Below are 23179 nucleotides of genomic sequence, written 5' to 3'. Positions count from 1 at the left end.
CTACCTCCTGTCCTTGCTATGCAGCACGACCACATAGCCATCTGGGCAAGTCACCGACACTTCCCTATCTATATATTCGTTAGAAGTGTATACTTTTTTAAAGAAAAAATTCTGCTCTGTCAACTCATACTTGGCACCGAGAATAGTCAGCTGGCTATCCCGAACCGGCATAAAGGCTAGATAGTCATAGTCCGAGCGGGGGTCTAGCTGACTGATCCCTTCTGGACAATAGGCAATCAAATTTTGTCCATCCTCAATTTCTATCTGGCGCATATAGGGTGCCAACTTGGGATTGCTAGGAAGAAAAACATTGGCCAGCATGTGATCAATACGGCCACCCAAAGCACCGAAAATAGTGACCTCAGCCTGAGGATTTTGCTCAAAGATGGTTAAGAGAGCCAGTTCCAAATCGGTATCATCTTTTTCTGGTCGGGCTTGAACAAAATGCTGAGCACGTTTTTGAATCACCTGTCGCTCTTCTTCCGTCACAGAATCAAAATCTCCAACCGCTAGAGCAAGAGGTAGGTTTTCCTCCAAGACCCAGAGCGAGCCTCGATCCACACCGACAAAACTATCAAAGTCCGTCCGATAATGACCGCGGTCTCCTCCTGCAAAAACGGCAACCCTAGTCCAGTTGTTTTCTAAGAGTTTGTACTCGCTCATTGACATCTCCCTTAAATACATAGGAACCTGCTACAAAAACGGTCGCACCAGCTTCTTTGGCTTGGGCAATAGTTTGATCATCAATCCCGCCATCCACTTCGATTTCAAAGTTCAAGCCTTTTTCCTCTCGAAGAGCAACCAACTCACGAACCTTATCCATGGTCTCAGGTAGAAAAGCTTGTCCACCAAAGCCTGGGTTAACTGTCATGACTAAAACTTGGTCAACTAGATGAAGGACGTGCTTGATAGCTTCAGCTGGTGTGCCGGGATTGATAACGACTGAAGGCTTGACACCGAGTGAGCGAATTTTTTGGAGGGCGCCATGAATATGAGGCGTTGCTTCCACATGGATGCTGATGATATCTGCACCTGCACGCGCAAAATCTTCTAAATGATGCTCAGGGTTTGACACCATCAAGTGGCAATCGAAAACCATCTTACTATGAGGGCGAAGAGCTTCGACCACACCTGCACCAAAACTGATTTGTGGTACAAAGTGACCATCCATGATATCGATATGAGCATATTCTGCTCCAGTTGCTTCTAGGCGTTTGATTTCACGTTCAAAGTTGGCATAATCTGCTGCCAGAATTGACGGAGCAATCTTGTATTGAGACATAGGTTTCTCCTTATTTTGGAATTTTTTTACTGACTTTTTTATAGGTTTCTCTGCGATTTTCAATTTCACTGAGGAATTGCAGGTAGTTGTCAAAACGGAAGGACGCAATGGTACCTTTTTCCACTGCTGGCTTAACCGCGCAAGCTGGCTCATGGGTATGGGTACAAGTGCGGAATTTGCAGTCTCGACTGACACTGGCAATCTCCGGAAAAGCCTGATTAAGGTCTTCAGCCGTTGTCACTTCATAATCCAGTGATGAAAAGCCTGGTGTGTCTGCGATTTTACCCCCATTGAGGTTGTAAAAACTAACAGCTCGAGTGGTATGGCGCCCACGACCTAGACTGTCTGAGATTTCTCCTGTTTCAAGATTGAGGTCCGGTGCGATTTTATTGAGGAGAGTTGATTTCCCAACACCCGTCTGGCCCATAAAGACCGTAACCTTTCCTGTCAACAAGGGCAGGAGTTCCTCTTTACTGGTCACAAAATCATAGCCAATGTCACCATAGGTCTGCTGGTAAAAATCCAGCTCTCCCCTATCTTCCAACAAATCCATTTTAGAAATATAAACGATGGGATGAATGCCCTTGTGCTCCAAAAGAACCAAGAAACGATCCAGCAAATTGCTGTTAAAATCAGGTTCCTTGACAGACATGATCACCACAGCTTGGTCAATATTGACAATAGGCGGACGGACCAGACTGTTTTTTCGTTCATGAATCTTGAGGATATAGCCTTCTGAATTTTCCTCGGCAGAGAAATCTACCCAGTCCCCAACGTAGGGAGTATGGCCTTTTTTACGGAAATTCCCACGCGCGCGTGTTTGATAGACCTGGCTATCACTCTCTACATAGTAGAAGCCTGCCAAGGCTTTAATGATTTGTCCCTGCATCTTAGAGTCCTTGCCCTTTAAGTGCATCTGCTAGGCTGGCAAATTCTGCCAAGCTGAGAGCTTCCCCACGTACACTTGGTGACAAGCCTGCTTGGTTCAAAGCCTTGGTCAGCTTGTCCTTGACCTCTTCAGTCTTACCAAAGTAACCTGTCAAGTTATTCCATAAAGTCTTGCGGCGATGAGTGAAACTAGCCTTAGAAACCTTAAAGAAGAAATTCTCGTCTTCTACTGCTACGGCTGGCTCTGGACGACGCACCATTTTCAAAATAGCAGAGTCCACGTTTGGCGCTGGCACAAATACCCTACGAGGCACGATGAAGGCAACCTTGGCAGTCATGTAGTACTGAACCGCAATCGACAAGCTACCATAAGCCTTGGTATTTGGTTGAGCGGAAATGCGGTCAGCTACCTCTTTTTGCATCATGACCACAAACTCACTAAAAGGAATGCCACTTTCAATCAAGTGCATGAGAATAGGCGTCGTAATGTAGTAAGGCAAATTAGCCACTACCTTGATTGGCAGGTCAGGATTTTTAAAATTCTGGATATGTTGCGCCAAATCAACCTTGAGAATGTCCTCGTTGACTACGGTCACATTATCAAAATCACGCAGGGTATCTGCCAAAATCGGTACCAAACGGTGGTCGATCTCAAAGGCCATAACTTGAGCTGCACGCTCAGCCAGAAACTCCGTTAAGGCACCAATACCTGGTCCGATTTCAATAACATTAACCTGATCATCAATTTCAGCCGTATCCACAATTTTTTGAAGGATATTGGTATCCGTCAAGAAATTTTGCCCGAAGGACTTTTTAAAGGTAAAACCGTGACGCTCCAGCACTGCCTTAGTCACGCTATAATCTGCAATTCTCATCTATTCTCTTTTCTATTATCTGTTACTACTATTGTAACACATTCCCCTTACATTTGGGGTCTGCTTAGCTATTCTCATAAGATTTCATAGCTTCTTCCACTTCTGCCAAGGTAACCCCAAACAACTCTAAGCGCTTGAGAAGTTGCTTGCCGTTGGAATAGCCGATTCGGAGAGCCTCTCCCAGATATTCTCGGCGCTTACGGCTGTCTGCTCCCACGAGAAAACCAAGGCGAATCAAGTCGCTACGACTGATGTCAAACTGACTCTCATGTTCAAATTGTTCTGTCACCTGAGCTAGAGCTGTTTTCAGATCTTCATGGCTGGCATGCTCAATTCCCAGAGAGCGTCCCTTGGTCTTGGATTTGGGAACAGCTTCATCTCGTTTGAGAAAGGCATGTTGAACTGTTGGAATAGCCGTCATAATCATGCGACGAATCCGCTCCCCATTAAAATCAGGGTCTGTAAAGACGATGACTCCATGACGTTGGTGCAGGCGCTGAATTCGCTCTATATCCTGGTCATTGATTGCAGAACCTCGAGTTTCATAGGTCTCTACCTCGAAATAACGTTTGAGATTGGCCGTATCATCACGACCTTCAACCACGATGACTTGGGAAATTTTTTCTTTCATTACTTGCTGTCCAATCCAAAAATGCGCTCTGCATTTGCAGTCGTTGCCGCCGCTAGCTCTTCTGTCGTCATACCACGCAAATCCGCGATAAAATCTACTACATAGCGAGTATAGGCTGTTTTGTTTTCACGACCCCGTTTAGGAACAGGAGCCAAGTAAGGCGCATCCGTCTCCACCAAAATCTTGTCCAAAGGAAGTTCTCTAGCCGCCTCTTGGATATCGGTTGCCTTCTTAAAAGTCACCACTCCTGAGAAGGAAATGGTCATACCAAGCTCGACAAACTTTTCTGCCCATTCAAGAGTTCCTGAGAAAGAATGCATGATACCACCACGAGGACCAACGCCCTCGCTCTTGATAATCTCATAGGTATCTTCCAGCGCATCACGGGTATGGACAACAAAAGGCAAATCCAAGTCCTTAGATAGCTGAATCTGACGGCGAAAAACCTGCTCCTGCAGCTCTTTGGGCGCTGTCATCCAATGGTAGTCCAAGCCAATCTCACCCAAGGCAACTACCTTTGGATGCTTGAGCTTGTCAAGCAAGTAGGCTTCAATCTCCTCTGTATAAGTACCAGCTTCTGTAGGATGCCAACCAATGGTTGCGTAGAGTTGGTCGTACTCATCCACCAACTCCAAAGCACGCTCAATCGTCGGTTCATCAAAACCAACAATATTCATCTGTGTCACACCCATCTCCGCAGCCAAGGCAATTTCTTCTGCCTCACGACCAACAAATTCTTCTACATTCAAGTGTGTATGTGTATCAAAAATCATCTCTTCTAACCTCGTTTTCTATCTTCTATTATACCAAAAAACTGCCCTCTCTCCTCATCTGTAAAAAATATTCTAAAATCCATCGTCGTCTCTTGACGCTATTTTTCCAAAGCAGTATAATAGCACTTATTGAAATTTTCAGAAAAGGAAAATACCATGTTTACAAAATTAAAACAGACCTTTATCGGTCGTCCTCTTAAGTCCTTAACAGAAGGCGAGGGAGGTCTGCTAGGAAAAATGCAGGCCTTAGCCATGTTGTCAAGCGACGCTCTATCTTCCATTGCCTATGGGCCTGAGCAAGTAGTCCTCGTCTTGGCTAGTCTCTCTCCACTTGCTATATGGTGGAGCCTTCCTATCGGCCTTTTTGTCCTCCTACTCCTGGCCAGTCTGACTGTTTCCTACCGTCAAATCATCCACGCCTACCCTCAAGGAGGAGGGGCCTATATGGTTACTCGAGAAAATCTATCACCCGAGCTAGGCTTGATTGCTGGAGGTAGTCTGCTGGTTGACTACATGCTGACTGTGGCGGTATCGGTATCATCTGGAGCTGATGCTATTACAGCAGCCCTCCCTGCCCTCCACCCTTACAACCTCCACATTTCCATTTTTCTAGTTTGCTTGCTCATGCTCTTGAACTTACGGGGGTTGAAAGAATCTGCCAGTTCACTGATGATTCCTGTCTATCTCTTTATCATCAGTACTGTCTTTCTCTTGCTCTATGGAATTTTTCAACTAGTGACAGGTTCTCTCAGCTATCAGGCGACCTCTCCTATTGGGCATGCTGTACCGAGTCTGTCTATCGTTCTCATTCTAAGAGCCTTCACCAGCGGCTCTGCCTCTCTAACAGGGGTTGAAGCTATTTCAAATGCCGTTCCCTTTTTCAAGGCTCCAAAGGAAAAGAATGCCGCTCAAACCTTGACCATCATGTCACTGATTCTAGGTTTTCTTTTTGCTGGTATTACCTTCCTAAACTACTGGATGGGGATTATGCCTCAACACGGAGAAACAATTCTTTCACAGATGGCTCAAGGCATCCTTGGTAATTCCTTCTTAGGACACCTTGGCTATTATACCTTCCAATTCTCCACAGCCTTGATTTTAGCCGTAGCAGCAAACACTGGTTTTTCAGCCTTCCCTATGCTGGCCTACAATATGGCTAAAAACAAATATATGCCCCACCTCTTTATGGAAAAAGGAGACCGCCTAGGCTACTCTAATGGAATTTTAACTCTGGCTTTTGGGGCTATGATTCTTCTTCTCATTTTTAATGGTAATACCGAACGTTTGATTCCCCTTTATACTATCGGGGTCTTCGTTCCCTTTGCCCTTTCTCAGACTGGGATGATTCGTCATTGGAAAAAAGAAAAGGGGGCAAATTTCTTAAAACCTGCTCTTGCCAATATCCTTGGGGCTATCATTTGCTACGCGATTGTACTAATCTTGCTCTTTTTCCGTCTCAGTGATATCTGGCCTTTCTTCCCGATTATTCTCGTACTCACCCTACTCTTCTTGGCAATTCACAGTCATTACCAAAAAGTAGCTCAACAACTGCGACTCTATGAAGGAATCGAAAAACGTACTTACGATGGCAATCTTGTCCTCGTCCTAGTAGGAAATGTCACCCGAGTCAGCGTCGGAGCCATTAACTATGCCCAAAGTATCGGTGACGAAGTCTTAGCCATGCATATATCCACCAAGGAAACAGCAGAAAAAGACCAAGAAATTCTCCAAGAATTTGTCGATTACTTCCCAACCATTACTCTGAAAAATATCAAAACCAGCTACCGCGACATCATCACCCCTACTGTCAAGTATGTCAAACGAATCTCTGAGGATGCCCAGAAAAAGAACTATACAGTCACTGTTCTGGTACCCCAGTTTATCCCTAATAAACCTTGGCAAAATATTCTACACAATCAAATGAGTCTCAAACTCAAATATGCACTCCGTTGGCACCAAGACGTCGTTGTCGCTAGCTACTCCTATCACTTAAAAGAATAAAGAAAAGGCCCTACCAGAAGCGAGAAGCGTCTGATAAGGCCTTTTTCTGAAACCAGTCACTATGCCTATACTCAATGAAAATCAAAGAGCAAACTAGGAAGCTAGCCGCAGACTGCTCAAAGCACTGCTTTGAGGTTGTAGATGAAACTGACGAAGTCAGCTCAAAACACTGTTTTGAGGTTGTAGATAGAACTGACGAAGTCAGTAACATATATATACGGTAAGGCAACGCTGACGTGGTTTGAAGAGATTTTCGAAGAGTATTAACTGAAAAGCATGACTAGGCATATTATTGAATATGGTTAGCTAAATCTTCCTGAGCTTTTTTATTTGACTCAGCTTTTTCTTTCAGCCATTTTTCATAGAGTTCCTGGTACTGTTTAGCAGTTACTGGCTCTTTTTGCAATTCAACATATTTGTAGTTGTCCGCATTTCCCTTATGACCAACGAATGAGAATGGACCTGTAAACGGTACAGTCTTACGGAAGATTGGGTTAGCTCCACCACTTTGAACTGGTAGGAAGAGGGCGCTATCTGTCAACCAAGCTTGGGCTTCAGCATATTTTTCATAGCGAGCTTGAGTATCTGTGATTTCCGCATCAGCCTGATCCAAGAGTTTCTTGTAGTCAGAAAGACCAATCTTGTCCTTGACTTCCTTGTCTTTTCCTTCAGTCAAGCCCATATTTTTCAACTGAGAACCTGTCTCTGGATCAAGAATAGCTAGATAAGTCTTCGGATCTGAGTAATCTCCACCCCATCCTGAGATGTCGATATCGTAGTCTTTTTGTTCTGCTGTATCTGCAAAGTAGGTTGCCTGGTCTTTTTCATCCGGAGATAGTTGGATAACATCAATGACTACATTCTCCTTACCTAGGGTTTCTTCTACTGTCTGTTTGAAAGAGCCGGCCTGTTGCACATCTAACTTAGCAGTCTGGTCAACTGGCATATCCAAATGAATTGGGAAGGTTACTCCTTGAGATTGTAAACTTTCTTTTGCCTTAGCAAATTTCTCTTTGGCCTTGTCAGGGTTCAAGAAGGCTTGCTTACCATCGTTTAGGTTGATATTGGCCCAATCTTTACCGTAGTTGACAATTTTTTCATTGACAATATCACCAAAGTTCTTATCGCCAACTTGGACAAAGTTACTTGGTGTAACCGTGTTACGCAAGATACGGTCTGCTCCATCTTCCCCATTTGTCTGGGCTGCATAAGCATGACGGTCAAAGGCAAAGTTGATAGCCTGACGGAAATCTTTATTTTGCATAGCTGCACGTGAATCTGTCTTTTCCTTATCAGACTTCTTCATAGTCTGCTTGTAGCTTTGGCGATTGACGTTGAAAAGATAGTAGAAAGTAACTGAGTTTTGCGGTGTATAGGTAATCTTGTCCTCATTTCCCTTCTTAAGCTCAGCAAAGACTGAACTTGTTGGGAAGATACGACCATCTGTATAGTTACCATCCAAGAAACCTCTAGCAATGCTGTCTTGGTCAGATCCGTCAAAGAATGAGAGTTTCACTTTCTCGATTTTAACATTGTCCTTATCCCAGTAATTAGGGTTTTTATCAAATTCAATCAAAGATTTTGAAGTGAAAGACTTAAACAAGTAAGGACCATTTGACAAGATACTTGATGGTGTCACACTTCCAAAGTCATCTCCCTTAGACTTCAAGAAGGCTTCATTTACAGGACTAAGAATACTTGCTGTTGTTTTAGAGTTCCAATAAGTTTCAGGTTGGTTGAGGGTGTATTGTAGTGTGTAATCATCCACTGCCTTCACACCAACAGTTCCAAAATCAGATGTTCTCCCTTCAACATAGTCTGCTAGACCCTTGATAGAGTCTTGTACCAAGTACAAGTTTTCAGCCTTTTTATCAGCCGCATACTTGAGACCAGTCACAAAGTCATGAGCTGTTACGTCCGCATACTCTTCTCCTTCAGAAGTGTACCATTTAGCTCCCTGACGGATCTTATAAGTGTAAGTCAAGCCATCTTTTGACACTGTCCATGACTCAGCCATAGAGGGGATGAGATTGCCATACTGGTCATTTTCCAACAAGCCATCAATCAAGTTGGCTGTGATACTAGATGTAGAGTCTCGAGTAGAGGTAATGTAATCCAAGGTATCTGGATTGTTGACAAAGATATAAGAGTAAGTCTTGTCAGCATTACTTGATTTGGAAGACCCACATGCCGCTAGAGCTAGACCCGCTGTCAAAGCCATAGCTCCAAAAAGCATAACTTTTGATTTCTTCATGATTATTCTCCATTTTTTTACAGTATGTGAAATATTATACATCATTTGAGCAAAAATATAAAGCCTTTTTGTACTTTTTTACAAAAATAAAAATCAGTAGACTCGAGTTCCTACTGATTTTTGATAGAATTCGTTTGGATTATGCAGCCAAAACTTTGCGTCCTTTACGACGACGAGCTGCCAATACGCGACGACCGTTTTTAGTTGACATACGGTTACGGAATCCGTGTTTGCGCGCACGACGAAGTTTACTTGGTTGATAAGTACGTTTCACGATGAATACCTCCTCATAGATTTTGTATTCGTTTAGCCGGCTATAAAGTGATCAGTTACTAAACATACTTTACTATTCTATCTGATTCTTTCGCTTTTGTCAATAGCTCTAGGCAAATGTTTCCAGCTTTTTCGAATGTAAGCCCTATCTACGATACTGTTTCAAGAAACGAGTCATCTTTTCTTGGATTTGGGCTAGTTCATCAACACGAGGAAGGTAAACGATACGGAAGTGGTCTGGCTCCTGCCAGTTGAAGCCTCGACCATGAACCAATAGAACCTTTTCCTGCTTCAAGAAATTAAGGACAAATTGCTCATCATCATCGATACGGTACATATTGCGGTCGATTTTCGGGAAGATATAAAGCCCAGCCTTTGGTTTAACGGCAGACAAACCTGGAATATCTTGAATAGCATTGTAAATGAAATTTCTTTGCTCGTAAATTCGTCCACCTGGCAGGAGCAATTCATCGACTGACTGGTGGCCACCCAAGGAAGTTTGCACGACTTGTTGGGCCAAAACGTTAGAGCAAAGGCGCATATTGGACAGCATATTGAGACCTTCGATATAGCCTTTAACATGTGTCTTAGGTCCAGACAAGACCATCCAACCCACACGGAAACCAGCGATACGGTGGGATTTTGACAGACCGTTCATGCTGACACAGAAGACATCTGGTGCCAAGCTAGCCACAGGAGTATGCACATGTCCATCCATGACCATGCGATCATAGATTTCATCCGCAAAGATGATCAAATCGTTTTGACGGGCAATCTCAATAATCTCCAACAAGAGTTCCTCAGGATAAAGGGCTCCAGTTGGGTTGTTTGGATTGATAAGGACGATTGCCTTGGTATTGGAAGTGATTTTTGACTTGATATCGTCAATATCTGGATACCATTCTGCAGCTTCATCACAGATATAGTGAACGGCATTTCCCCCAGCTAGGCTAACAGCTGCTGTCCAGAGAGGATAGTCTGGCATAGGTACTAAGACCTCATCCCCATTGTCCAAAAGCCCCTGCATGGACATGACGATCAACTCACTGACACCATTTCCAAGGTAAATATCATCAATATCCACGTTTGGGAATTTCTTCAATTGGCAATACTGCATGATGGCCTTACGGGCTGAGAAAATCCCTTTGGAGTCAGAATAACCTTCACTATCACGCGCATTCATAATCAAGTCATGAATGACCTCGTCTGGCGCTGTAAAGCCAAATTCTGCTGGATTTCCTGTATTCAGACGTAAAATCTTTTCTCCGTTTGCTCGCATTCGCATGGCTTCTTCCAAAACAGGACCACGGATATCATAAGCAACATGCTCTAACTTACTAGACTTGTTATATTCTTTCATCTTGTTTCCTCAATTCATCGAGATAGTAACATTATACCACTAGAAAGGGATTGCGACAAGTTTACTGAAATGTTTTACTAGATTAAGATAGAAGAAAAACCTCGCTAAAAGCGAGGCCAAGACAGGGGAGATAGCAGGTATTTTGCGAAAGTCACATCACATACCAAAAGATAAACCTAGAAAAAGCAAGCCTAAAAAGGAGTCATAAAGAAGATTGAACATGAGGAAAAGTCCCCATATCATCAAGTAATCCCAACGCCCACTTCGTTTTGCAACTAGGAATAATACCAAATGGTAGAGTAGATGAAAGACTAAAAAGCCAACAAAACCTGGATAGAGAAGCGGTACCAGACTCTCTAATTGCCAGATCATGATAACTTCTAGCAAGACTGAAACTAGGATGATTCCATAATAAAGGAATTTTGAATTTTTTGTTTCTTGAAAAGAGTGCTTCATCATTCTCCCTCCCTTCACTTCTTTCCTGCTATCCTTTCTTTTATTTTATCATATATTTATATAGATTTTAAACGCTAATATTCTTTTGAAAAATACTTTTTTTGCTTTACTTCTATAGTGAAAAGGTTTACAATTATAGTAAGAAAATTTCAGGAGGTTTCATTATGGCACAACGTTACCAAAATATCATGGTCGCAATCGATGGTTCTAAAGAAGCGGACTTGGCTTTTGTCAAGGGAGTTCATTCTGCTCTACGAAACGACGCTAAACTCACCATCGCACATGTCATTGACACACGCGCACTCCAAAGCGTATCCACCTTTGATGCTGAAGTTTATGAAGAACTCCAAGTCGACGCTGAAAGTCTGATGAAAGAGTACGAAAAACGTGCTAAAGATGCTGGTGTGGCAGATGTTCATATCGTCATTGAAATGGGAAATCCAAAAACCCTCTTAGCACGTACTATTCCAGATGCTGAGGAAGTGGACCTTATCCTCGTTGGCGCAACTGGTCTCAACGCCTTTGAACGCCTCTTGGTCGGTTCTTCATCTGAATACATCCTCCGCCATGCTAAGGTTGATTTGCTGGTTGTGAGAGAACAAGAAAAAACCTTATAATCATCAAGAAAAGGAGCCCAGAGCTCCTTTTTGTTTACTATTTATACTAATTCAAACCACGTCAACGTCCATCTACAACCTCAAAACAGTGTTTTGAGCAGCCTGCGGCTAGTTTCCTAATTTGCTCTTTGATTTTCATTGAGTATTATTTCTCTCTTTATGACGTTCATAAGCCTTGAGCTGACGCTGCAGTTCCTTTTTAATAGCAGGTTCTGGAGCATATTTTTCTTCCCAATCATCTGGTTTTAAGATTTTGTGGGTCACTGGATCAAAATGAGCCTTGCCATCTGGAAAAATTTTCCCCATATTGGCCTGATGGACAATGTCAAAAATACGTTCTGGGTCCACCCCCATCAAGACAAAACTACCGTAGGTAAAGTAAAGCGTATCAATCAAGGCATCCACCTGCCCTATCAAATCTTGCTGAGCAGGCGTCTTCTTAGCTACTTTATCTGCTGCCTTATCAAGAGCTTGATGAAGTTGCGATAGAGCTTGACCAAAGTCCTCTTCAGAAGGGCTTGCAGCTCGAACAAACTCCACCAATTCTTCTATTTTAAAGCCAGCCCTGTGGGTTGCACCTTTTAAATCCCAAGCTCGTGGTTCTTCTTGGGTTCGTTCATCCATCATGTGGTGGAAGGTCTTGACCTTATTGAAATGATAGTCACGGCTGACAAAGACTTTTTCTGATGCCAGAACACCAAAATGTTCCAGGGCCTTGTGGATTCCATCTTGCTGATTGCTGGTGGTAATGTGCTTAGCAACTTCCTTGACACTGCTACTACCATTTCCCATAGCGACCGACATACCGACACCCGCCAGCATTTCTAGGTCGTTATCTGAGTCACCAAAGGCCATGACTTGGTTGAGGTCAAAACCATATTCTTTCCCGACTCGGCGTATGCCTTCCAATTTAGAGTTTCCTTGATTGATGACATCTGCTGCAAAAGGATTGCTACGTGTCAATTTCAAGTCTTCAAAATCAGCTGTCGCCTTCTCAGATTCTTCTGGTGTCATCAGCATCAAAACTTGGTAGATAGGCTGATTCATTAGATCAAGCAGGTCTTCTTCCTTTTGGGGAACAACCTTGCTGACCATACGATTAAAGGAATGACTCACTGTCCGAGTTAAAACCGAGGGAACGAAGCGACTGATTCGTTGGGAAAAAGAACCCAAACCAAAGGACATGATTTTAGAACCCAACATGGCATCCTTGGTCCCTAGGGCAATCTCCTTACCCTCTTTTTTAGCATACGAAATGAGATGGCGCAAATGTAACTTGGAAATTGGACTCGTAAACAAGACTCTTTCTTTATTAAAGATATACTGGCCATTGTAGGTCACCGCAAAGTCCAGATCCAAATCGTCCATCAATTCCTTAACAAAAAAAGGTCCTCGCCCTGTCGCTACACCAACTAGTACCCCTTGTTCTTTGACAATCTTAATCGCGTCCTTAGTGGATTTCAAAACACTCTTGCGATCGTTGACCAAGGTTCCATCGATATCAAAAAAAACAGCTTTGACTTCCATCCTATCCCAATCTCCCCTTTTGTGATACAATGATTATACCACATTTCAGAAAGAGTGAGTAAATCATGCCTAAGAAAATCCTTGTTTTACATACGGGTGGGACTATTTCCATGCAAGCCGATGCTTCTGGTGCTGTTGTGACTAGTTCAGATAATCCTATGAACCATGTGTCCAATCCTCTTGAAGGAATCCAAGTCCACGCCCTAGACTTTTTTAACCTGCCAAGCCCCCATATCAAGCCCAAGCATATGCTGGCTCTCTATCAAAAAATCAAAGAGGAAACAGATAACTACGATGGAGTGGTAATCACACATGGAACCGATACTTTAGAAGAAACAGCCTATTTCCTTGATACCATGGAAGTTCCCCACATGCCAATCATACTAACAGGAGCCATGCGCAGCTCTAACGAACTCGGTAGTGATGGGATTTATAATTACCTCAGTGCTTTACGAGTAGCTAGCGATGACAGGGCTGCTGACAAAGGAGTTTTGGTCGTTATGAACGATGAAATCCACGCAGCCAAGTATGTTACCAAAACACATACGACCAACGTCAGCACCTTCCAGACTCCAACACACGGGCCACTTGGTCTGATTATGAAACACGAAATCCTTTACTTTAAAACAGCTGAGCCCCGTGTCCGATTTGACCTTGATCACATACAAGGATTAGTCCCTATCATTTCAGCTTATGCTGGTATGACAGATGAGCTGATTGATATGCTGGATTTGGAACAATTGGACGGTTTGATTATCCAAGCCTTCGGAGCTGGTAATATTCCCAAAGAAACGGCTCAAAAATTAGAAAGCCTTCTACAAAAAGGAATCCCAGTCGCCCTGGTATCACGATGCTTTAACGGTATTGCAGAACCTGTTTATGCCTACCAAGGTGGGGGCGTGCAGTTGCAAAAATCTGGTGTCTTCTTTGTTAAAGAACTCAACGCCCAAAAAGCCCGCTTGAAACTCCTTATCGCCCTCAATGCTGGATTAAAAGGACAGGATTTGAAAGACTATATGGAAGGCTAACCTCTTATCTAGAAAGCAAAATCAGGAAATCTTCACGATTCCCTGATTTTTTCTATTTCCGTTTTCGTGTTGAGCGACGTTCTGTCAATCCATGAGGCAAGAGAACTTCACGTTCTTCCAACTCTTCCTTGTGCATAATCTTAGTCAACATACGCATACTGATGGCACCAAGGTCATAAAGAGGTTGGGCAATCGTTGTCAAGTTTGGACGGGTAAAACGTGAGATTTGTGAATCATCACTAGTAATGATTTCAAACTCTTCTGGCACTGATACACCGTGGTCAGCCAAACCATTCAAGACACCTGCTGCCAATTCATCACCTGTTACAACTGCTGCAGTTGCATTTGATGAAATCAAGCGTTCAGCCAAGGCATAGCCATCTTCATAAGTGTATTTAGACTCAAATACCAAGCCTTCGCTATAAGAAATCCCTGCTTTTTTCAAGGCTTCCTTGTAGCCAACCAAACGAACCTTACCATTGATGTCGTCCACTAGTGGACCGCTAACAAAAGCAATGCGTTCGTTTTCTTTAGCAAGGTAGGTCACTGCATCAATCGTAGCTTGTTTGTAGTCAATATTAACACTTGGAAGTTGGTGTTCTACATCTACTGTTCCCGCAAGAACAACTGGTGTTCGAGAACGAGAAAACTCTGAACGAATTTTTTCAGTCAAGTGGTAACCCATAAAGATGATACCATCCACTTGCTTAGAAAACAGTGTATTGACAACTGAAACTTCCTTGTCATCATCCTCATCACTATTAGCAAGGACGATATTGTACTTGTACATTTCAGCGATATCATCAATCCCTTTGGCAAGCGTTGAGAAATAACCATTGGTAATATTTGGGATTACGACACCGACAGTGGTTGTCTTTTTACTTGCAAGACCACGCGCCACGGCATTTGGACGGTAATCCAAACGGTCAATCACCTCAAGCACTTTTTTACGAGTATTCTCTTTTACATTCTTATTGCCATTGACTACACGGCTAACCGTCGCCATTGAAACTCCTGCTTCACGGGCGACATCATAAATCGTTACTGTATCGTCTGTATTCATTCCATTTCCTTTCTATATCATACCTCACGAGACTCTAAAAAAGAGACGGTATGAAAATTTCGTTTTCATGATTCTACTTATTCCATTTTATCACTATTTGTAAACACTTTCAAGCTTTTTTTGAAGATTATTTGAAAAAATTTCATAGGAAGCAATGTTTATGAAGAAAAAATCACCTTTTCTTGATTTTTAATCCTATTTGCTGTATGATAAGGGAAAAGAAAGGGGGGCAGAAATATGGCTTTTACCAATACCCAGATGCGGTCTGCTAGTTTTGGCATTGTTACCAGCTTGCCTGATGATGTCATTGACTCTTTTTGGTATATCATCGACCACTTCTTAAAAAATGTCTTTGAATTGGAGGAGGAACTCGAGTTTCAATTGCTCAATAACCAAGGAAAAATTACCTTCCACTTTTCAAGTCAACACCTCCCTACAGCCATTGATTTTGACTTTAACCACCCTTTCGACCCTCTTTATCCCCCGAGAGTCCTGGTTTTAGACATGGATGGTAGAGAAACTATCCTCCTCCCAGAAGAAAATGACCTATTTTAATACTCAAGGAAAATCAAAGAGCAAACTAGGAAGCTAGCCGCAGGTTGCTCAAAGCACTGCTTTGAGGTTGTGTATAGAACTGACGAAGTCAGCTCAAAATACTGTTTTGAGGTTGCAGATGAAACTGACGAAGTCAGTAACATATATACGGCAAGGCGACGCTGACGTGGTTTAAAGAGATTTTCGAAGAGTATAAAAACTCTAGCCTTCAGTTACAAACGACTGAAAACTAGAGTTTTTTCTATTTTTTCAAAGCATTATACAAGTTGCGGATAGGTTGCTTTAATGTCGGATGGATAAAATGAGGCGCAATTTCTTGTAAAGACTCAAGAACAAAAAGGCGTTCTGCTATGTAAGGATGGGGCAAGATGAGGTCGTCTGTATAAACAACCTGGTCCTCTACAAAGAGCAGGTCCAAATCAATCAAACGAGGTCCCCAATGAACCTCTCTCACCCGTCCCATCTCTGATTCAATGGCTAATAGGGTTTCTAACAAGACTGGTGCTGGTAGCCAGGTTTCTACCTCAACCACTTGATTAGCAAAGCTATCCTGCTCCACTCCACCCCAAGGCTCCGTCGCTAAGACACTGGACTCTTTGAGAATATGGATGCCACGAGCTCGCAGTTTATCAATGGCTTGCTCTAAGTTCGCTGGCTTGTCCCCCATATTGCTTCCTAGAGCGATAAAGGCCCGTTGCTTACGACGATAAATGGTCACCGAGCAGGTATCTAGCGGTAAATGCACTGGCGCCCAAGGCTTTTTCAGTTCCAACTCAATCTCTTGGACAAGAGGATAAGACTCAAAAGTACGTTCTACCAATTTATAGGCTACCGTTTCAATCAGGTCCTCAGTTGTTTCCTGAAACCAAGACGTCCACTGCTGACACAGTTCTCCGTAATGGACAGAGGCTGTTAAATCCAGTTCTGTCGCCGCCTTGGTCATATCATAGGATAGGATGGCTGAAACGACAAACTTCTGCCCCAATTCTTTCTCACTAGGAAACAGACCATGATAGGCAAAAATTTCCAAATCTTTAATCTGCAGTTGATCCATAACTAGTCCTTTCTAGAAAAATCCGCCCAAAGCGGATTCTTTTTATACTCAATGAAAATCAAAGTGCAAACTAGGAAGCTAGCCGCAGGCTGCTCAAAACACTGTTTTGAGGTTGCAGATGGAAGCTGACGTGGTTTGAATTTGATTTTCGAAGAATATTATAGTCCCATTAAACGATAAGCCTGGTCACGGAGGTCCTTATCTGTTTCAAATAGACCACGAGCTACTGTTGTCAAGGTGGCAGTTCCTGGCTTTCTGACACCACGCATGCTCATACACATATGTTCCGCCTCAATAACAACAAAGGCTCCCTTAGCACCCAGATACTCCATCAAGGCATCGGCCACTTCGATATTCAATCGTTCTTGAATTTGTGGTTTTTTAGAATAAACTTCAACCGTACGAGCTAGCTTAGACAAACCTGCCACACGACCATCTGGAATGTAGGCAATATGCGCTCTACCATAAAATGGCAAAAAGTGGTGCTCACACATAGTATGGAAAAAGATGTCCTTTTCTACTACCATGTTGTCATCAATAATCTCAAAGGATTTTGACAAATGTTCCTCCGCTGTTTGACCAAGACCTGAAAAAATTTCTTGGTACATACGGGCTACACGAGCAGGTGTTTCCTGCAAGCCCTCGCGGTTAGCGTCCTCTCCTACAGCCTCGATAATCATTTTTACAGCTGCTTCAATCTTTTGTGTATCCATTCTCTTTCTTCCTCTCCATCAGATAGGCTCTCACTTGGCTCAAGAAATACAAGGAACCCGTGACAATCCTAACTGTTTGTTTCTCTTCTTTTTTATCTGTCAATTTCTGATTTAGAAAATCCTGCCAACATTGGTAGCTGAGATTTCTAAACTTGGCTGTCTCTTTCAGCACACTTTCATCAGTCGCCCGACTATCATCAAAATGTGTCAGGGTAAGCTCGGTATCTGGTATTGCACCCAGCAAGTCCAACATATCCTCCAAGGCCTTGGTTTTGATGCAGGTAAAGAGGATTTCCTTATGATAATCCGCAAAGCGTTCTTGCAAGGTTGCTAATAAAGCCTTTATGGCATGAGGATTGTGGGCCCCATCCAAAATCATCAAGGGTTCTCTCGACACGACCTCCAGACGCCCTGGCCATCTTGTTTCTTCCAGAGCTTGAGCAATCAAGTCATTGCTTGCTAGTTCTCGACTATCCTCTTGACAATAGGTATCAAGTAAAGCTATGGCCATCCCAGCATTCTCTATTTGGTGCAAACCAAGCAAACCTGTCTGGAAACGGCCTTGTCTGATAGAACTGGTATAATCAAAGATTTCCCCTGCCACCACACTCTCTTGGTGACTAACTTGATAATCTTTCCCATAGGCAAGTCTCGGCGCATTCTTCTCATCAGCAATACTATCTATAACAGACAAAGCTTCTGGAGCAATGCGACCTGTTACCAAAGGAATACCTTGTTTGACAATACCCGCCTTCTGCTCTGCTATGGCCTCCAAGGTGTCACCTAAAAGGGCTACATGGTCCAATCCAATAGTTGTAATTCCTGTCAAAATGGGCTGGCAGACATTTGTACTATCCAAGAGTCCGCCCATGCCCACTTCCATGATGGCCACATCTACTTGCTCTGAGGCAAAGTAATCATAGGCTATGGCTGTGATAATCTCAAACTCGGTTGACCCCTGCAAATTGGCAGCCGATTCCCCTTCCAGCAAAGTCTGATAGTCTGCCATGAGGGCTTCTAGTCTCGCTTCTGGGATAGATTCCCCATTGATGCTAATCTGGTCTGTATAATGAATGAGATAGGGCGAGCTGAATACCCCAACTCTCAGGCCTAGCTTTTCCAGCATATTTTTCAAAAAAGCAATGGTCGAGCCCTTGCCATTGGTTCCTCCGATATGGATGACCTTGAGTTTGAGATGGGGATTGCCACGCAAAGCTAATAGTTCCACCATGCGTTCCAAGCCAAAATGCGGTTGGTCCGTCCGGTAGTTAGCAATCCACTGATTGTTTTCAAATTCTTTCATCTTATTTATATTGTTTTAAATCTAGATTTTCCGCTTCATCAGCCAGACGAATAGCGGAGGCAATTTCAACTGCCATCCTGTGACTAACTACATCATGCACGCGCACCACTTCCACACCCTGTCTCGCAGCGATACTGGTTACATGAGCCGAAGCCGTATCTCGATTGCGGAAACCAAGTTCTGTCTCATGATTGACTTCAAAACCATTTTCTTCAAGAATATTGATGACAAACCGCTTGCGCGACACTCCGAGAAAGATTGGATATCCTTTCTGATGTAGTTTATCCAGATCCCGTAAAAGAAGCAGATTTTCTTTCTTGGTCAGACCAAAGCCAATTCCTGGATCCAACAGGATATTTTCTTGTGCGATTCCAGCTTGATTCGCTCTCGCTAAGGCTCTGTCAAAGAAAGCCTCCATCAAGTCTTCGATTGGCAATTTTTCGAAGTCAGCTAACTCTTCCTCTGTAAAAGCTTGATTAAATCCAAAATGAGGAAATATGAGCGAGCTAGGATGCTGAGGTCGCGCCATGACTGGATTAAACATAATGACTACTTTCGCACCAGCCTTAGCAACCACATCCGCCATTTTCTCATCACCCATAAGACCAGTGATATCATTGACTATATTGGCACCAGCAGCCAAAGCAGCTTCTGCTACCTGACTCTTCCAAGTATCAATAGAGATAAGGACATCACTTTCCTTGCGAATCGCTTTGATCACTGGAACAACACGCTGGATTTCCTCTTCTATCTCAACATAGCTGCTTCCCGGCCGAGTCGATTCTCCGCCGATATCTAGCATACTAGCCCCTTCTGCTATCAATTTACGAGCCTGCTGGAGTGCCTGCTCAAGAGCAAAAAATTGGCCACCATCCGAAAAGGAATCTGGGGTTACATTGATAATTCCACAAATAGCTGTCTTTGCATGATTTGCTTTAGTTGACATATCGGTCACTCCCTCAAGGCTTTTCACCATATTATTTCTCTATTTTACCATAAAAAGAAAAAGATGGACACGATTGAATTCATCTTTTTCCCAGTAGAAACAAGTAAGCAATTGTCAAAAATCTTAAACAGAAATCCCTAATGTCCGACTCATGATCACCACAAGAGCCAACAAACAGAAAAAAACTCCATTAACAATCATGTGAAGTAAGATAGACATTTCCAAACGTTGGGTCTTGTAAGCCGTCCAAGATAGAACGATCGACATAACTCCATAAATCAATAAAGAAGGTAAATTACTTGGTTGATGCAATAAAGCAAACACAATCGTACCGACTACAAATCCCAAGTTCTCCTTGCCTCGGAAAATCTTTTTAGGAACAATTCCCCGACACAAGATTTCCTCACAAATCGGAGCAAGCAAGGCCAATAAGAAGAAACTGGAAATCAGAGAACTATTCTGAACCATATCGTTAATCTGAGACTGGTTACTTGTTGTCGTCTCATTTGACAGTTGTAACAAGATAGAACCAAGTATATTTGAACAGATAATGACTAAATAACTCAAGCCCAATCGTGCCAAATCCTTAGCTCTAAAAAATGAAAAATTGAAACTTGCTAACTGCGTTTTACGAGCTCCAATAATAAACAGCACCAGAATCACAATCGAAATACCAGCAACTATCAGTCCTGACTGCAACAGTGGTACTGCATTTAAAGTTAAAATAGCAGTAACCCCTATAGGAATCTGATATAAAATTGTCGCCAGAAAAAAGATTAACAGCCAACCTGCACGATTCAATAATTCTTTCCACATATTTTTCTCTTTCATCACCTATCTCCTTTGTATTCAAAAAGGGGGAAAATCCCCCTGGGTTATCCTATTATAAGGCCATGCTGATGTAGTTAAGGATAAACAAGGCATCCAAAATCCAAATCATGACATGAACATCTTTAGCTTGACCTTTGACAAGCTTAGTCAAAGTGTAAGTCAAGAAACCAACTGCAATCCCTTGAGTGATAGAGTAGCTGAATCCCATAAAGATAGATGTGAAGAAAGCAGGAACCGCTTCAGACATATCGTCCCAATGGATATTTTTCAAGCTAGCCAACATCATAATCCCAACGATAATCAAGATTGGAGCTGTAGCGGCTGTTGGTACAATCGCTAGAAGTGGACTAAAGAAGCTTGAAATTGCAAAACAGATAGCTACAACCAAGGCTGTCAAACCAGTACGTCCACCTGCACCGATACCAGCAGCAGACTCAACATAAGTCGTTACGTTCGAAGTACCAGCGATGGCACCAATTGAAGTACCAATCAAGTCAGAGTAAAGAGCCTTATCCAACTTAGCTGATTGGTGATTTTCACCATTTGTCGCTACGATACCAACTTTTTCACCTGTACCGATCAAGGTACCAATCGTGTCAAAAATATCTGTCAATGAGAAGGCTAGAATGGCCATCAGAGTTTCAGGCAAGCGAGCTGTATCTGAAATCAAAGCTCCCAAACCTTCTGAACCAAGAGCTGCACCAAAAACTACCTTCAAATCTTCAAAGGCTGCACCAACATGGTTATTAGCAAAATCGATACTAGACAAATCTACCAAACCAACTGCGATAGCAAGAACAGTTGTTGTCAAGATAGAGAGGATAATTCCCCCTTTAATTCCTTTGATAACAAAGAAGATTGTGATAGCAAGTCCTGCAAGAGCCACCAAAACAGCTGGATTATTAAAGTCAACTAATCCTGGAACCGCTGAAGAGTTCGCTGCAATCGTTGCTTTAGCTTTGTCAGCCCCTTCTCCTACAACAGTATAGTTACCTGGATCAATCGTAAATTTCAAAAGTCCAGCATTCTTAATCCCTACATAGGCAAGGAAGACACCGATACCGGCTGAAATAGCTGAGCGAAGGGTATTTGGAATCGATTCAATGATCATTTTACGAACGTTTGTCAAGGTAATAATCAATGAAATAATCCCACAGATGAAGACCATAGCTAGGGCTTGTTGCCATGAATAACCAAGCCCGAATACAACTGTAAAGGTAAAGAAGGCATTCAGTCCCATACCTGGTGCTTGGGCATAAGGTAAGTTAGCGTAAAAAGCCATCATCAAGGTACCCGCTACTGCACCAATAATCGTCGCGAGGAATACACCCTGAGCAGGCATCCCTGTTTGTGAAAGCATTTGTGGGTTTACAAAGAGAATATAGCTCATTGCAAAGAAAGTTGTTAAACCAGCGAGAACCTCTGTACGAACGTCTGTACCATTCTCTTTTAGTTTAAATAATTTGTCCATTATCAATCTCCTTCTAATTTTTACGAACAATAATAGAATTATATCATTTATCATTCACTTTTTCAATATCTTTGTTTGATTTATTTAAGAATTTGATGGAATTTTATTTTTTGTTTGGAATCTGTTTTTCTGCCTGCTTTTTGTTATAATAGTAGACATCTTATCTGAAAAGACACTAGAAAGGTCCATATGACAAAAAAAATTATTGCAGTTGACCTAGATGGAACCTTGCTCAACTCAGACAGTCAAATTTCTGACTTTACCAAAGAAACTATTAAAAAAGTTGTTGAAAAAGGCCATCAGGTTATTATTACGACAGGTCGCCCTTACCGTATGTCAAAAGATTTTTACCGTGAACTGGGCTTAGACACGCCTATGATTAACTTCAACGGCTCCCTCACTCATTTACCAGACCAGGTTTGGGACTTTGAAAAGTGTTTGACCGTAGACAAAAAATATCTTTTAGATATGGTTCAACGTTCAGAGGAGATTCAAGCCGATTTTATCGCTGGAGAATATCGTAAAAAATTCTACATTACAAATCCTAATGAAAAAATTGCCAATCCCAAACTATTTGGTGTGGAGGCATTCCAACCCGAAGATCAATTCCAGCCTGAGTTAGTCACCAAAGATCCTAACTGTATTCTGCTGCAGACCAGAGCCAGTGACAAGTATGCCCTTGCAAAAGAAATGAACGCCTTCTACCAGCATCAACTTTCTATTAATACTTGGGGTGGTCCGCTCAATATCCTTGAGTGTACCCCAAAAGGTGTCAATAAGGCCTTCGCCTTAGACTACTTGCTCAAGGTAATGAATCGTGACAAAAAGGATTTGATTGCTTTTGGAGATGAACACAATGATACCGAAATGCTTGCTTTTGCTGGGAAAGGTTATGCCATGAAAAATGCCAACCCAGAGCTACTCCCCTATGCAGATGAGCAAATTTCCTTGACAAATGACCAAGACGGGGTTGCCAAAACCCTGCAAGACTTATTCTTATAGTCCATACTGATACTCAATGAAAATCAAAGAGCAAACTAGGAAGCTAGCCGTAGGTTGCTCAAAGCACTGCTTGGAGGTTGTAGATGAAACTGACGAAGTCAGTAACATATATATACGGCAAGGCGAAGCTGACGTGGTTTGAATTTGATTTTCGAAGAGTATGACCAGCTTGCGAGCTGGTCTTTGTGTTCTTTTCACAGTCTCATCAACCAGTTAATCGATTGTTCTACTTTTTGCCTTCAAAACCTTGGAAAAGGCTTTCTTTTGTGATATACT

General features: G+C 42.6%; 23 protein-coding genes. 5 read left to right on the top strand and 18 right to left on the bottom strand.

Annotated elements, in window-relative coordinates; all coding sequences use genetic code 11:
* The 6 genes from KB197_RS01495 to KB197_RS01470 form a co-directional block, all read right to left on the bottom strand.
* A complete protein-coding gene (locus tag KB197_RS01495; RefSeq protein ID WP_064276402.1) occupies nt 1-663 on the bottom strand; it encodes a thiamine diphosphokinase in 663 nt (220 codons plus the stop codon).
* Nucleotides 626-1282, bottom strand: a complete 657-nt coding sequence (gene rpe, locus KB197_RS01490) for a ribulose-phosphate 3-epimerase (RefSeq protein WP_064276403.1) — start codon at nt 1280-1282, stop codon at nt 626-628. The genes KB197_RS01495 and rpe overlap by 38 nt, the downstream gene beginning before the upstream one ends.
* Nucleotides 1283-1292: 10 nt before the next feature.
* Nucleotides 1293-2171 carry a ribosome small subunit-dependent GTPase A gene (gene rsgA / locus KB197_RS01485; protein WP_064276404.1) on the bottom strand — a complete coding sequence of 293 codons (879 nt, stop codon included), beginning with the start codon at nt 2169-2171 and terminating at the stop codon, nt 1293-1295.
* A 1-nt stretch (nt 2172) separates the two neighbouring features.
* A complete protein-coding gene (gene rsmA, locus KB197_RS01480) occupies nt 2173-3045 on the bottom strand; it encodes a 16S rRNA (adenine(1518)-N(6)/adenine(1519)-N(6))-dimethyltransferase RsmA (protein ID WP_064276405.1) in 873 nt (290 codons plus the stop codon).
* 64 nt (nt 3046-3109) lie between these two features.
* The gene (gene rnmV / locus KB197_RS01475) at nt 3110-3676 is read right to left on the bottom strand and encodes a ribonuclease M5 (RefSeq protein WP_064276406.1); all 567 of its coding nucleotides are present in this window, start codon (nt 3674-3676) and stop codon (nt 3110-3112) included.
* On the bottom strand, nt 3676-4449 hold the full coding sequence (locus tag KB197_RS01470; RefSeq protein WP_064276407.1) for a TatD family hydrolase: 774 nt from the start codon (nt 4447-4449) through the stop codon (nt 3676-3678). The genes rnmV and KB197_RS01470 overlap by 1 nt, the downstream gene beginning before the upstream one ends.
* 156 nt (nt 4450-4605) lie before the next feature.
* Here KB197_RS01470 and KB197_RS01465 point away from each other — a divergent pair, with 156 nt between their 5' ends.
* Nucleotides 4606-6450 carry an APC family permease gene (locus KB197_RS01465; RefSeq protein WP_064276408.1) on the top strand — a complete coding sequence of 615 codons (1845 nt, stop codon included), beginning with the start codon at nt 4606-4608 and terminating at the stop codon, nt 6448-6450.
* A gap of 289 nt (nt 6451-6739) precedes the next feature.
* On the opposite strand, the gene KB197_RS01460 is transcribed toward KB197_RS01465, so the two are convergent.
* From KB197_RS01460 to KB197_RS01445, 4 genes are all read right to left on the bottom strand, one after another.
* Nucleotides 6740-8704, bottom strand: coding sequence for a peptide ABC transporter substrate-binding protein (locus tag KB197_RS01460; RefSeq protein WP_064276409.1), 1965 nt, complete (start codon nt 8702-8704; stop codon nt 6740-6742).
* 139 nt (nt 8705-8843) lie between these two features.
* Nucleotides 8844-8978, bottom strand: coding sequence for a 50S ribosomal protein L34 (gene rpmH, locus KB197_RS01455; protein WP_000831905.1), 135 nt, complete (start codon nt 8976-8978; stop codon nt 8844-8846).
* Nucleotides 8979-9122: 144 nt separating this feature from the next.
* Nucleotides 9123-10337, bottom strand: a complete 1215-nt coding sequence (locus KB197_RS01450; protein WP_064276410.1) for a pyridoxal phosphate-dependent aminotransferase — start codon at nt 10335-10337, stop codon at nt 9123-9125.
* Between the two features lie 156 nt (nt 10338-10493).
* The gene (locus KB197_RS01445; RefSeq protein ID WP_212573536.1) at nt 10494-10796 is read right to left on the bottom strand and encodes a hypothetical protein; all 303 of its coding nucleotides are present in this window, start codon (nt 10794-10796) and stop codon (nt 10494-10496) included.
* A gap of 161 nt (nt 10797-10957) precedes the next feature.
* Between KB197_RS01445 and KB197_RS01440 the strand changes: the two genes are divergently transcribed.
* Complete coding sequence (locus KB197_RS01440; RefSeq protein ID WP_000079148.1) at nt 10958-11410, top strand: universal stress protein; 453 nt, start codon at nt 10958-10960, stop codon at nt 11408-11410.
* Between the two features lie 135 nt (nt 11411-11545).
* Here the strand turns inward: KB197_RS01440 and KB197_RS01435 are convergent, their stop codons facing one another.
* Nucleotides 11546-12937 carry a Cof-type HAD-IIB family hydrolase gene (locus KB197_RS01435; RefSeq protein WP_212573537.1) on the bottom strand — a complete coding sequence of 464 codons (1392 nt, stop codon included), beginning with the start codon at nt 12935-12937 and terminating at the stop codon, nt 11546-11548.
* Nucleotides 12938-13002: 65 nt separating this feature from the next.
* Between KB197_RS01435 and KB197_RS01430 the strand changes: the two genes are divergently transcribed.
* Entirely contained in the window at nt 13003-13965 is a 963-nt protein-coding gene (locus KB197_RS01430; protein ID WP_064276414.1) for an asparaginase, read from the top strand.
* Nucleotides 13966-14017: 52 nt separating this feature from the next.
* On the opposite strand, the gene ccpA is transcribed toward KB197_RS01430, so the two are convergent.
* Entirely contained in the window at nt 14018-15028 is a 1011-nt protein-coding gene (ccpA, locus tag KB197_RS01425) for a catabolite control protein A (protein WP_020900851.1), read from the bottom strand.
* Nucleotides 15029-15265: 237 nt separating this feature from the next.
* On the opposite strand from ccpA, the gene KB197_RS01420 reads away from it, so the two are divergent.
* On the top strand, nt 15266-15583 hold the full coding sequence (locus KB197_RS01420; RefSeq protein WP_000886037.1) for a DUF960 domain-containing protein: 318 nt from the start codon (nt 15266-15268) through the stop codon (nt 15581-15583).
* 241 nt (nt 15584-15824) lie between these two features.
* On the opposite strand, the gene folK is transcribed toward KB197_RS01420, so the two are convergent.
* The 6 genes from folK to KB197_RS01390 all read right to left on the bottom strand — a co-directional run bounded on the left by folK (nt 15825) and on the right by KB197_RS01390 (nt 21901).
* On the bottom strand, nt 15825-16637 hold the full coding sequence (gene folK, locus KB197_RS01415; RefSeq protein ID WP_064276415.1) for a 2-amino-4-hydroxy-6-hydroxymethyldihydropteridine diphosphokinase: 813 nt from the start codon (nt 16635-16637) through the stop codon (nt 15825-15827).
* Between the two features lie 158 nt (nt 16638-16795).
* Entirely contained in the window at nt 16796-17350 is a 555-nt protein-coding gene (gene folE, locus KB197_RS01410) for a GTP cyclohydrolase I FolE (protein ID WP_000380917.1), read from the bottom strand.
* On the bottom strand, nt 17331-18653 hold the full coding sequence (locus tag KB197_RS01405; protein WP_212573538.1) for a bifunctional folylpolyglutamate synthase/dihydrofolate synthase: 1323 nt from the start codon (nt 18651-18653) through the stop codon (nt 17331-17333). The genes folE and KB197_RS01405 overlap by 20 nt, the downstream gene beginning before the upstream one ends.
* Nucleotide 18654: 1 nt before the next feature.
* The gene (folP, locus tag KB197_RS01400; RefSeq protein WP_212573539.1) at nt 18655-19629 is read right to left on the bottom strand and encodes a dihydropteroate synthase; all 975 of its coding nucleotides are present in this window, start codon (nt 19627-19629) and stop codon (nt 18655-18657) included.
* A 93-nt stretch (nt 19630-19722) separates the two neighbouring features.
* Nucleotides 19723-20430: a CPBP family intramembrane glutamic endopeptidase gene (locus tag KB197_RS01395; protein ID WP_212573540.1), complete on the bottom strand. Its 708-nt coding sequence runs from the start codon at nt 20428-20430 to the stop codon at nt 19723-19725.
* A gap of 52 nt (nt 20431-20482) precedes the next feature.
* Nucleotides 20483-21901, bottom strand: coding sequence for an NCS2 family permease (locus KB197_RS01390; RefSeq protein WP_212573541.1), 1419 nt, complete (start codon nt 21899-21901; stop codon nt 20483-20485).
* Between the two features lie 189 nt (nt 21902-22090).
* Between KB197_RS01390 and KB197_RS01385 the strand changes: the two genes are divergently transcribed.
* Complete coding sequence (locus KB197_RS01385; RefSeq protein WP_212573542.1) at nt 22091-22903, top strand: Cof-type HAD-IIB family hydrolase; 813 nt, start codon at nt 22091-22093, stop codon at nt 22901-22903.
* Nucleotides 22904-23179: the final 276 nt, after the last annotated feature.

Source organism: Streptococcus sp. 11-4097, from assembly GCF_018215285.2.
In the GTDB taxonomy this organism is placed as follows: Bacteria; Bacillota; Bacilli; order Lactobacillales; family Streptococcaceae; genus Streptococcus.
The sequence above is the reverse complement of the archived record's forward strand: the minus strand, read 5'-3'. Positions and strand labels throughout refer to the sequence as shown.